This is a genomic window from Lentilactobacillus farraginis DSM 18382 = JCM 14108 (genome assembly GCF_000583655.1).
In the GTDB taxonomy this organism is placed as follows: domain Bacteria; phylum Bacillota; class Bacilli; order Lactobacillales; family Lactobacillaceae; genus Lentilactobacillus; species Lentilactobacillus farraginis.
The window spans coordinates 1-10,895 of sequence record NZ_BAKI01000060.1 but is presented as its reverse complement, the minus strand read 5'-3'; the positions used below and the strand labels follow the sequence as shown (position 1 = coordinate 10,895).

General features: G+C 44.6%; 11 protein-coding genes and 2 pseudogenes. 4 read left to right on the top strand and 9 right to left on the bottom strand.

The window, feature by feature from the left end:
- The first annotated feature begins 401 nt into the window (after positions 1–401).
- On the top strand, positions 402–1,022 hold the full coding sequence (locus JCM14108_RS15630) for a DUF2325 domain-containing protein (protein WP_237745838.1): 621 nt from the start codon (positions 402–404) through the stop codon (positions 1,020–1,022).
- 70 nt (positions 1,023–1,092) lie between these two features.
- Here the strand turns inward: JCM14108_RS15630 and JCM14108_RS12890 are convergent, their stop codons facing one another.
- From JCM14108_RS12890 to JCM14108_RS12880, 4 genes and pseudogenes are all read right to left on the bottom strand, one after another.
- Entirely contained in the window at positions 1,093–1,536 is a 444-nt protein-coding gene (locus JCM14108_RS12890) for a hypothetical protein (RefSeq protein WP_237745837.1), read from the bottom strand.
- Positions 1,524–1,727 (bottom strand): helix-turn-helix domain-containing protein, encoded by a 204-nt coding sequence (locus tag JCM14108_RS15625; protein WP_237745836.1) that lies wholly within the window; start codon positions 1,725–1,727, stop codon positions 1,524–1,526. Before JCM14108_RS15625 ends, JCM14108_RS12890 begins: the two co-directional genes overlap by 13 nt.
- Positions 1,728–1,741: 14 nt before the next feature.
- Positions 1,742–2,616 (bottom strand): annotated as a pseudogene (locus JCM14108_RS16295) (efflux permease Rv1217c-related protein).
- 733 nt (positions 2,617–3,349) lie between these two features.
- Positions 3,350–4,270, bottom strand: coding sequence for an ABC transporter ATP-binding protein (locus tag JCM14108_RS12880; RefSeq protein ID WP_035181338.1), 921 nt, complete (start codon positions 4,268–4,270; stop codon positions 3,350–3,352).
- Between the two features lie 240 nt (positions 4,271–4,510).
- Here JCM14108_RS12880 and JCM14108_RS14175 point away from each other — a divergent pair, with 240 nt between their 5' ends.
- Entirely contained in the window at positions 4,511–5,029 is a 519-nt protein-coding gene (locus JCM14108_RS14175) for a hypothetical protein (RefSeq protein WP_051996202.1), read from the top strand.
- 91 nt (positions 5,030–5,120) lie between these two features.
- Here JCM14108_RS14175 and JCM14108_RS12870 read toward each other — a convergent pair whose 3' ends face one another.
- The 5 genes from JCM14108_RS12870 to JCM14108_RS12850 form a co-directional block, all read right to left on the bottom strand.
- Positions 5,121–6,014 (bottom strand): aldo/keto reductase, encoded by an 894-nt coding sequence (locus JCM14108_RS12870; protein WP_035181337.1) that lies wholly within the window; start codon positions 6,012–6,014, stop codon positions 5,121–5,123.
- A 177-nt stretch (positions 6,015–6,191) separates the two neighbouring features.
- Positions 6,192–7,175 carry a lipoate--protein ligase gene (lplA, locus tag JCM14108_RS12865; protein WP_035181336.1) on the bottom strand — a complete coding sequence of 328 codons (984 nt, stop codon included), beginning with the start codon at positions 7,173–7,175 and terminating at the stop codon, positions 6,192–6,194.
- Positions 7,172–8,047, bottom strand: coding sequence for a lipoyl synthase (lipA, locus tag JCM14108_RS12860; protein WP_035181334.1), 876 nt, complete (start codon positions 8,045–8,047; stop codon positions 7,172–7,174). The genes lplA and lipA overlap by 4 nt, the downstream gene beginning before the upstream one ends.
- A 15-nt stretch (positions 8,048–8,062) precedes the next feature.
- Positions 8,063–8,308: a biotin/lipoyl-containing protein gene (locus tag JCM14108_RS12855; RefSeq protein WP_035181333.1), complete on the bottom strand. Its 246-nt coding sequence runs from the start codon at positions 8,306–8,308 to the stop codon at positions 8,063–8,065.
- Between the two features lie 262 nt (positions 8,309–8,570).
- Entirely contained in the window at positions 8,571–9,344 is a 774-nt protein-coding gene (locus JCM14108_RS12850; protein ID WP_035181332.1) for a (S)-acetoin forming diacetyl reductase, read from the bottom strand.
- Positions 9,345–9,540: 196 nt separating this feature from the next.
- Here JCM14108_RS12850 and JCM14108_RS12845 point away from each other — a divergent pair, with 196 nt between their 5' ends.
- Both JCM14108_RS12845 and JCM14108_RS12840 read left to right on the top strand, forming a co-directional pair.
- Entirely contained in the window at positions 9,541–10,434 is an 894-nt protein-coding gene (locus JCM14108_RS12845) for an ABC transporter ATP-binding protein (protein WP_035181330.1), read from the top strand.
- Positions 10,431–10,895, top strand: a pseudogene (locus JCM14108_RS12840) (ABC transporter permease); the annotation flags it as partial. The gene JCM14108_RS12845 and the pseudogene JCM14108_RS12840, both read left to right, overlap by 4 nt.

Genomic DNA, 10,895 nt, shown 5'->3' with positions numbered 1-10,895 from the left:
TTACTTAATAAAATATCAGAACTTCAGGACCAGCTTAATAGTCTACAAAAAGAAACTCAGGATAATAAAGTAACTTCACTGCAACAATTAGATTCTTCTATTACAATTGATCAACTTTGGGATTATTTACAGGATCACGAAGATTTAAGAAAAGCGCTTCTCAGAAAAATCGATGCCGCTAAAGCCTTTCCGGTTCGACTACATCTTTCCGGTGCTAATATTGGCACAAAATATGTTAATGAAGAAATTGTCCGCCGTTATGGCTTTCGGATGGTGATCTGGCAACTACCAACTTTGAAGACGGCAAAATCACGGTCAACGTGGTTAAACACAGCGGCAAAACGCTGGATGACGCCGGCATTAAATTTTATACGGGTGAAATTGTTGAACGAAACGGCCATTTGGAGGTCGATAACCCAACCGGTGACGGTAATATCGACGGTACCACTGCTTTTGAAATGGGGGCCTTGCCATACGTTCCAACCAGTGAAGAAATTGAAAAATACAATCTTCAAATCGGCCAAATAGTAGACGTCAGTTGGTACGAAAGTAATCCCGGAACTATTAAAATTGTTTGGATTCACCCTGACGAAACAGTTGAAACCCCAGCCGAGGTTAAATCGGATAAAGCCAAGAAATCAGCTGGTAATACACCCAAGCCGTGGACACCAAATTATCCGGAAATCGTTCCGATTGTTACCGGCAAAACCGTCCTGTTGGTTGGTGACAGTGTCTATGCCGACAACCTGCGCCGCGTAACCGACGCCTACAACGCAACGTTAACCGAGGTCGACTCGATTGATCGGGAACGGTTTGAAGCGATGGTTGAAGACGCCGATATGCTGATTATTGCGCTTCACTATGTCAGTCATCGAGACTCCAACTTGGCAATCGACCTTGCCAAAGCCCATGGGCTTACCTACGCAACCTTTAACCAACACGCTAAAATTCCTTTTGAAATTGCATTGAAGACAGCGGCCGAACGTTATGAAGCTGCTCAGATTAAATCAGAAGAAGAATAATCTGCTTATTTTAAAGTAATTAATCACGTAAAATCAGCGCCGAGACAGCCCTTTCTGCCCCGGCGCTGATTCATTTTACAATGCCGTGTTCCAGAATATCCATGTAGGTTTTCACCTGATTAACAATCTCCGTCATGTCTTCCATCCGTTTAATCTCCGGATGCTGTTCAAAATAACTTTGGATCTGTCTTGAGATTTCCTGAATCGTAATTGACAGAAAGCGCTTAACTAATTTTTTATCGAGTTCCGGTCTCAACGACAGCTTATCTACCACTTGGTTTATAATCATGCTTTGGGCCTGCTGTGCCCAAGTATTTAAAATTGAGAACGCCTCGGTTCTAAGCTTTTCAGGAACCTGTTCATCATGCGCGTAAACCCGGGTAAGCAATGCAAATTCATGCGGATATTGGTGGGACAATTCTGTCTTATATTTGGTTGCCCGAATAATCATGCTGACCAAGTCATCCGAAGCTGTCCAAACATCCAGGTCGGCAACCGCCGTCAAAGTCGCCATGGCTGATGAACCGCCGCGACATACAATTTCTGCTTACTATCAAAATACCTGAAGACTGATCCCTTGGAAACGTTGGCTGCCGCTGCAATTTTATCTGTGCCGGCTCGGTAGCCGTCAACCCCAAAGGCAGCAATGGCAGCCTTAAGAATGGCTTTTTCTTTTTGTGGATCTCTTGATAAGCGTTTCGTCATCTCAAACCTCCATTTTAATTTTCAAAATCACGCCGACAGTATCCGACCATGCCGATTACTATCAAAACAGCAGCCATCCCCAGCATCCAAATCACCGGCGTACCGGCAATGTGATGAAGCGGCACTTCTCGAAACCAGTAAAATGGGGATACCTTCATCGCCCAAGTCGGTAACTTAATCAGCCGCCCAAAATACGAAATAACAAAAGCAGCGCCCAGTAATCCCCAGACCAGTGAGTGCCACTTTGGCAAAACACCAATCAAAGCAATCAGAAAGCCGATAAATAAGATTAGCGGCGGCAGCATTGCCATAAACGTCCGCCAGAAAAACTTAACCGCCAATGGTTGCTTCAACACAGCGTTACCCGCACCCATGGTGGCCATCAGGCAACCAGCAGAATAACGACTGCCAAACTGAAACCATAAAGTGTGTATGTTCCCAACAGAGCGCTACGACGAAGCGGCTTAGTTTGAATTAATTGCAAGTATCCCCGCCGTTCTGCCGTATAAAGCCGGGTAATCACCATTGCACCGCCAATTACTGCCAGAACACCAAAAATGATACCCAAAATACCAATAAAAGAAAGCAACTGATTGCGTGCCAAATGTTGAACGCCGCTTTGGCCAATTACCTGCCGAACAACCGGCGACTCATTAACAATCTTACCAATGCTGTTAAAAACCGACCCGTAACTGGCACCCAGAACGGCCATGCCGACAATCCAAAAGAGACTGGTGGCCTTTTGGTTCCAAATCAGTAAGGTTGCCGGTCCATAAAGGAATCGACTTGTCTGCCGGCCGCCACGTACTTGAACAACACCAGTACCAATATCCCGGTTACGGTTCAACAAAGTTGCGCCGCCAAACGCCAGAATACTTAAGCCAACCATGAGAATGACCGGCAGCCAATTATTTTTCGTATAAATGCCGACTTTCTCAATCCAACCAAACGGTGACAGCCAGGTAAAGTCCGGATTGGCAACGTCCGTCATCATTCGAATTAAATAGGCAATGCCAAAGAAGGCGTAATTATACAGACTAACATTATGGCTGTCAGCAACCAATTGAGCGAAAACAAGCGAGATAACCCCAAACAATAAGCCAACAGCTCCCAATGTTAAAGCAAACAGCCAGTTGCCAATTAACTGACTGCCGGGCATGTCAGCTGCCATCATGCCAGCACCGGTAATAAAGACAAACAGTCCATTGGCAATCAATAGTTCCAAAGCTGCTGCTCCAAGCGGTGCTAATCGCCCCACCGGATGACCACCCAATATCATTTCGGTTAAGCCGGATTCTTCCTGGCTGCGAGTAGCGCCTACTGAAAGTGAAAAATTAAAAATCACCATAAAGATGCCCCAGAAAACCATCATTTCAGACGCAAAAATGATGGCTGTATTTAAATGCGTTGCTATCAACGGACCAAAAAGCGAGACCATTGCTTGGGACTTTAATGTTTGGGCAATAGTCGCAATTTGACCGGCCGTCCCATAAATTCCTTCAAACTTTGCGGCAACGGCGACAAATAAACCAGCTAAGCCGATTAACCATATCACGATTTTAAGCCAATCCCGTTTTAAATTTGCTTTAAGCAGCATTAACGTTTGTGTATATTGTGCCATTTTACTCACCTGCTTTTAGATGACCCGCTGACTGATAGTAGCGTAAAAATAAATCTTCCAGTGTCGGTGGGGTCGTCTTTAATCGGATAATTCCCTTATTGGCAAGTCGGGCCATGACCAGCCCAATTTGATCCGAATCAACACTAAATTCAGCTGCTGTATGGGCATCATCAGTGTAAACCAGTTGGTGGACACCGGAAATGGTTCGTAAATCATCGGCGGGTTCTCTGGTTTTAACAGCCACCATATTTCGGGTCAAATGCTGCATTGATTCCAGTGAACCGGATTCAATTACCCGACCATCACGAATAATAGCGATGGTATCACACATTTTTTCAACTTCGGAAAGAATGTGGCTGGATAGTAACACGCTCTTGCCGGCTTTTTTTAACGCGGCAACATGCTGCTGAAAGATGATTTCATTTAGCGGATCCAGCCCTGAAGTCGGTTCATCAAAGATGTACAGTGCCACATCTGTCGAAAAAGCCGCAATCAAAGCGACCTTTTGTCGATTCCCCTTGGAATAAGTCCGGTTCTTCTTGCTGGTATCCAACTTAAACTCTTTAATCAAGGCATCGGTTGTCGCTGTGTGCTTTTGTCCAGACATGTGCAGCAATAAATCAATTGTTTGACCGCCCGTGAGATTCGGCCACAAATATACATCTCCGGGGACGTATGCCAAGTTTCGATGGATCGAAACGGCTTGTCGCCAAGCAGGTTGGCCAAACACCGTTGCCGAACCACCCGACGCCTTAATCAGTCCTAAAATAATCCGAATGGTTGTCGACTTGCCGGCACCATTTGGACCAATAAAGCCCAAAACTTCCCCCTTGTGTAGTTGTAAATTAACTGCTTTTAAAGCCTGAAATTTGCCAAACTTCTTTTTTAAATCTTTGATTTCCAAAATCGGTTCATCAACCATGATTCAACACCTCTCAACCCTTATCAGGTAGCCTTCTTTTAAAATTCGCTTCAAGCATACTTCTAAATGACTGGGCAGTCAATAACCATCCAGTCAGTGAAAAGCAGATTCTTTTTTTAGTCAGCGAAAGTTACGATAACGCCAGGCATCTCAAGCCAATCTTCTCGAAAAGTTATTGAAATAAAAAATAAAATCTGATAGGTTGTTACCAATTAGTAAACATGATATGAGGTGACTTAATTGGCTGACCAACATCATTTATTTCAAAAAATTAATTATTTCAAAGATACGTCAACAACTTTTCGCTGTGTTTACCTTACCGTTATTTTCACCACGACTGCCATTATTTTCAGATATGGTTGCGAGGCCATGTCAATTTTGCCTAAAAGCCCGAGTCTTTGGGCGTTGGTTGGCCGTGCACATCTCGGGGGTCCGCTATTTATAGCGCTTCTTGTTAGCTTGGGGTCAGCCAAGCAACCAATTACTCCCGGCCAACCTTCTTTATCTTTAAAGAAGCATCCCTGCTTATATCGATTTCAAAAGATTATTAATCAGAATACCTTAGCCTTTATCAGCTGGAACTCGTTTATTATCATCAGTATTGGTTTTGCCGTTGAGCTTATTTTTCATTGGTTTGACCATCCCTTTCAAAGTTGGTGGGTTCTTTTCATTCATTCGCTGACTTGGACAGTCCCAGCCGCGGCCACCTTTTCACTTCTTTTAAGTCCAGGGGTTCAAAGTGGTTTTACCAAACATTAAAAAGCCACCAACAATAACTTGAGTTTATGTTGGTGGTATATTTTTATATTCATATTTTATATAAATCAAACAAACCGATCAGTATCATTAACTACTTTTTGGTATCTGGCCACTGATCAATGCCGTTACCAACCGAGCCGTTTGGATTATGCCATTGAAAATCATCGTACCAAAGGCCGCGTTTACCCTGATCCAATTCGTTAATCTTCTTAACATCCTCATCACTGAGCGAGAAGTCAAAAATTTGACTGTTTTGAATAATCCGCTTTTCATGAGTTGATTTAACGACCGTGATGATGTCTCGCTGCCACTCCCAGCGCAAAATAATTTGAGCCGCGGATCGATCATACTTTTTGGCTAACGCGTCGATCACCGGATTGTTTAGCGCTTCGCCGCCGCCCAATGGTGACCAGGCTGTCATTTCAATACTGTGACTGCGATCAAACTCCAAAATATCCGGTTCCTGATTGGTTGGATTAAACTCCATCTGGTTAACCGCTGGGACGATCTCAGCTTCCTCAAGCAGCTTTTCCATCCGGTCATTGTCAAAATTGGAAACCCCGATGGCTCGGATCTTGCCTTCGTGATACAGTCGTTCCATGGCATGGTAGCTTTCAATGTAGGTTGCGTCTACCGGCCAATGCATCAAGTACAAATCAACGTAGTCCAACCCCAAGTCCTGCAGTTGATGATTAAATGCTTTGGCTACCTGTTCGTAATTACCTTGTTCACCATTGTACAGCTTGGTGGTTACAAACAAATCGGAACGCTTCAGGCCCGCCTGTTCCAACCCAAGCTTGATGCCGGCACCGGTCCCCTGCTCATTGCCATATTGTCTGGCTGTATCAATTGATCGATAACCGTTTCGAATGGCTGCGGCAACTGAATCCCGAGATGTGCGATTATCCGTCTTCCAAACACCGAGCCCCAATCGCGGCATCTTAACACCATTATTCAGGGTAATTGTTGACTCTAATCCGTCCATTATGAAACATCTCCAATCATATTTGTCTACCAATTAAAGCGTAACATATCACCCACCACGATTCCAAACAGAAAGGGAGGCGAACACAGGTCAGCAACGCAAAAAGTCGGGAAAATGCCCCGACTTTTGATGATGTTATCGAAAATAGACCGTGGTCATTATTTAATAAACCATTTTTTAATCAAAAATCAACCCGGTCAGCTGATTAGCACTGATTCCCATAATCGGCGTTATCGCCAGTTGCGCATCAATTATTTTTAAGACCGCTGATCGATCATATTTCGTGCCAACCAGTGCCTGCTCAAAGCGGCCTGTATCCAAGTTACTGAAGAAATCACCTGACAGGTGAACCGCCGTCAAGCGCTGATTGTCGAGGGAATAACTAATCCTTGCCAGACCGCCGCCCTGAAAGTAACGTTTGCCCGTATGTGCCAAGCGGGACCGCTTACCGTAGATAAAGTCGGGATTGGCAAACCGCTGACTGCTGATTCCTAAAATCCGTGCTTCGTCCGCCGGCGTTAGCTGATACGTTTCAGCTTGTTGAAGCGATACAACCGCCTGGCGCAGATAATCCTTAAACTCCTGCGCTGACCAATTGGGCTGCTGTTCTTTTAAATTAATTGTTCGCTGGTGAACTGACGCGATTCGCTTGGCTTTCAGCTTGACCGGATCTACTTTCAATACAGCTGCCATCGTGGCCAAATTCGAATCAAACAACAGGCTGCCGTGATGCAGCTTATATCCAGGCGTGACATACTGGGCACTTCCGGAAACTTTCCGGCCGGCAACCACCAGATCATTCCGACTGTCATTAGCAGCCTGAATGCCGATCTGATTAAGCGCCGTTTTAATTAGCCTTAAACCAACCGAAAAATCAATTTCGGTGTGTTCGTCCGGATAGATCAGTGTAAATTGGCAGCCACCCTGGTCGGTATAAATCGTCCCACCACCGGAATAACGCCTGGCAACGTGCACCCCGTAACGCTTTACATTGGCTAAATTCAGTTCAGTTGTTGCGTCCTGGTATTTTCCAAGCATTACTGTCGGTGTCGTTGACCATAGTAAGAAAACCGGTTCCCGAAAACGCTTTTCGCTCATCAAATAGTACTCCAAAGCAAAATTATGATAAACGTCGGTTGACGTTACGGGTATATAAATCATTTTCCGTAAACTGCCTCCAGCTCTTCTTTGGCTTTGTACGAACTTCGAACAAGTGGTGAACTGGCAACAAATCTAAAGCCGCGCTTCTTGGCTTCCCGATAATAGGTTGCATAGCGCTTCATTGGTACCCATTCACGCAGCCGGTAGTTCTTGGGACCCGGTTGAACGTATTGACCAATGGTTAAGAAGTCCACGTCAATAGCCCGCAGATCGTCCATTAATTGATAGACTTCTTCATCCTTTTCACCCAGTCCAAGCATGATACCGGTCTTAACGAAAGTTGTCTTGGGCGCGTGTTCCTTTACATACTTCAAAACTTTTAATGACGTGTCATAAGTTGCCCGATGACGAACTTTTGGTGTAATTGAGCGAACGGTTTCCATATTGTGGTTAAAGACATCCGGTTTAGCAGCGATAACCTTGTCCAGGCAGTCTTCACGTCCTTGGAAGTCCGGTGTCAAAACTTCAATTGTTGTATCCGGATTTAATCGTCTGATTTCATGAATCGTTTTGACAAATTGATCCGCACCTAAATCAGGCAAGTCATCCCGGTCAACACTGGTTACAACCACGTGGCTTAATCCCAACCGTTTAGTAGCTTCGGCTACCCGGTATGGTTCCATTAAGTCAACCGGTTTGGGGTGACCATGGGGAATATCACAGAAACGACAGGCCCGCGTACAGTTGGGGCCCAAAATAATAAACGATGCCGTACCGCTGCCGAAGCATTCACCCAAGTTGGGACAATTTGCTTCCGCACAAACCGTATTTAGTTTCAAACCGGACAGCAGCTGGTTCATCTGGTCAACTTTCTTTTGGTCATAAGTGACTTTTAACCATGCCGGTTTCTTTGGTGCTGCTTGCTTTTCCATTTTAAAAATCCCCTTTTAATGGTCCGAAACTTCAATAGTTGCCACTAGGTCGCCCACTTTGGTAGTATCGCCTGTCGCAACCTTTTGTTCCTTTAAAATGCCGTCTTCTTCACTTTCCACCTGACTAATCACTTTGTCCGTTTCTACTTCAAATAAAACGTCACCCTGCTTAACCGATTCTCCCGGTTTCTTGATCCATTCACCGAAAAAGTAATCATCGGACTTTGGGCTTAATTTTGGCATGTGAATTTCCTTTAACATTTTAGCCACCCCTTGAGCATTAATTGAATTCTTGACAACAATATAACATCGTCTGATAGTTTGTGAAATAGCGCTTTCATAAAATTAGGGAAAACCCTTAAAAGCCCCGAAACGACGAGGTTTAACGTGATTATTTTTTATTTACATATGGCATAATTTAGTTTGAAATATTATTATATTGATTTTTGAAAATTACGACTTAAATAAAAAAAGTCGGACAACTGATCCGACTCTTCTATCTATTTACCATTAGCTTCATAAATTAATGGAACTGCATGCCACCATCAACAATAATGGTCTGACCGGTAATGTAGTTGGAATCCTTACCGGCCAGGAATGAAACGGCTGCCGCCACATCTTCAGGTTCGGATAACCGCTTCAAAGCAATATCTTTGGCGAATTGCTGCATACCCCACTCGTCATCCTTACCGGCGTTTTTGCCGACTTGATGGGCAATGTCAAACATCATTGGCGTTTTTACGATCCCCGGCGCATAGGCATTTACGTTAATCCCTTCATCTGCCAAATCACGTGCCAAGACCTGCGTAATTCCCCGAACAGCAAACTTCGTGCCGGAGTAAAGTGCCAGGTTGGGATTACCAACAACGCCGGCTTGTGAAGTTGCGTTAATAATTTTACCGCCATGACCCAATTTCTTAAAAGCCTGGTGGGCTGCTTGAGCACCCCAAAGAACACCGCCGACGTTGACACCATAAACCAGACGGAACTGATCCGGGGTAATCGTGTCCAGAGGCGTAGTTGGTCCCAGACCGGCGTTATTAACAATAACATCAAAGCCGCCCAGTTTATCAACGGCTTGATCAACAGCTGAAAACATTGAATCGCGATCCGAAACATCGACTTTGACGCCAACCGCTTCGCTGCCATCCGGTGACAGTTTGGCAGCCACCTTGTTTGCATTATCAATATTCAAATCTGCGACAGCAACTTTAAACCCATCATCATGCAAACGGGTAGCGATCGCTTCACCAATTCCCTGACCGCCGCCGGTTACAAATGCTACTTTTTTTGCCATTATAAACGCCTCCACTTTTCATTTTTGTATCCGCTTACATTATACTTCTCATGAAAACGAATCACAATGAAATGCTTTTTATTTTCATAACGGCAAACCATGACATTTGTCATTTTGCTTCGTGACAATCCTTACTACCCGCTAATTTGTAACCCGCCTATACTAACGGTAATCCTTAAGAAAAGAAGTGAGCCCTATGACAGCCATTATTCAATTAAACAACCTATCATTCGCCTATGATAAAAAGTCGGTACTTAAAAATCTCAATCTCACGGTTCAATCTGGTGAAATCCTCGGGTTGGTTGGTCCCAACGGTGCTGGGAAAACCACCCTGCTTCATCTGATTCAAGGCATTCTTCATTCGTCCCACCATGCCATTACTGTCTTTGGTGGTCAACCCGGCAGTCTCTTGGCTAAAGCCAAAATCAGTACCATGCCCCAAAAAGATTTGCAGCTTAACAACATTAAAGTCAGCGAATTTGTTAACTTATTTGCGAGCCAGGCCGATCATCCCCAAAATCCTGCTGCGGTTATTCAAGCGCTCGGCCTCACAGAAATTAAAAATCGATTAATTAACCAATTATCCGGCGGCCAGCGCCGAAAAGTCAGCTTTGCCGGCGCCGTCGTCTCAAACCCGCAATTACTGTTCCTGGATGAACCAACTGTTGGCATGGATGCCGGGGCTCGGCAAAATTTCTGGGATTACATTGAAACCCTTCGTCAGCAAAACGTTACCATCATTATTACCAGTCATTACCTGGAGGAAATTCAAAAGGTCGCCGATCGAATTGCCATTCTTCAAACCGGCCAATTCAGTTACGTCGGTAGTTGGCAGGCCCTTCAAAGTCACCATACCAACGGTCAGCTACATTTCACCACCTCATTGGCATTATCAGTGTTCACCCATTTATCGGCAGTGACCGCCGCTCATCAAACAACGGCCGGCATTACGTTACTCAGTAATGACACGGATCTAACTTTGCAGGCGCTCTTGCCGTTCATTGATCAATTGCATGACATCACGATCACCCGGGAATCACTGGAATCAATTTTTCTGGAAATGACCAATAAAGGAGGGCTTTCAAAATGAAAACACTTGGTTATCAGATCAGTTTCAATACTAAACGAATTTTTCTGCGAAATTTCAGCTATTCTTTTTTCACAATTTTAATGCCGATCGGGTTTTACGTTCTGTTCACTAAGGTGTTGGTTTCAGGAACCGCTGCCCAAGAGCTGGTCTTCGCCAAACAGTATCTCGGCAGCATGATTGTCTACAGTGTCCTAATCAACGCGATGTTTGGGCTGGGTCAAATCATGCAGGGCGATCGGCAACAGGAGTTAATTTTAGCCCTGTCCCTAACACCCAAGGGTGCCAAATACTACTATTTATCGATCGGAATTGTCATGTCGGCAATTAACATCCTCTCGATCATCCTTATGCAGCTGGTCGGCAGATTGACCTGGCAGATTAACCTTTCAATAACTGAATCTCTCAGCGTTGTTATTGTCGTCATACTGGGAACTTTACCACTGATGGGCCTCGGCATTCTT

Excerpts from the sequence above, each read along its gene's own strand:
- JCM14108_RS12890 (WP_237745837.1), bottom strand. The coding sequence starts at position 1,536 with ATGGCGACTTTGACGGCGGTTGCCGACCTGGATGTTTGGACAGCTTCG.
- JCM14108_RS12870 (WP_035181337.1), bottom strand. The coding sequence starts at position 6,014 with ATGGACGGATTAGAGTCAACAATTACCCTGAATAATGGTGTTAAGATG.
- JCM14108_RS12880 (WP_035181338.1), bottom strand. The coding sequence starts at position 4,270 with ATGGTTGATGAACCGATTTTGGAAATCAAAGATTTAAAAAAGAAGTTT.
- lplA (WP_035181336.1), bottom strand. The coding sequence starts at position 7,175 with ATGATTTATATACCCGTAACGTCAACCGACGTTTATCATAATTTTGCT.
- JCM14108_RS12855 (WP_035181333.1), bottom strand. The coding sequence starts at position 8,308 with ATGTTAAAGGAAATTCACATGCCAAAATTAAGCCCAAAGTCCGATGAT.
- JCM14108_RS12850 (WP_035181332.1), bottom strand. The coding sequence starts at position 9,344 with ATGGCAAAAAAAGTAGCATTTGTAACCGGCGGCGGTCAGGGAATTGGT.
- lipA (WP_035181334.1), bottom strand. The coding sequence starts at position 8,047 with ATGGAAAAGCAAGCAGCACCAAAGAAACCGGCATGGTTAAAAGTCACT.
- JCM14108_RS15625 (WP_237745836.1), bottom strand. The coding sequence starts at position 1,727 with ATGACGAAACGCTTATCAAGAGATCCACAAAAAGAAAAAGCCATTCTT.
- JCM14108_RS12845 (WP_035181330.1), top strand. The coding sequence starts at position 9,541 with ATGACAGCCATTATTCAATTAAACAACCTATCATTCGCCTATGATAAA.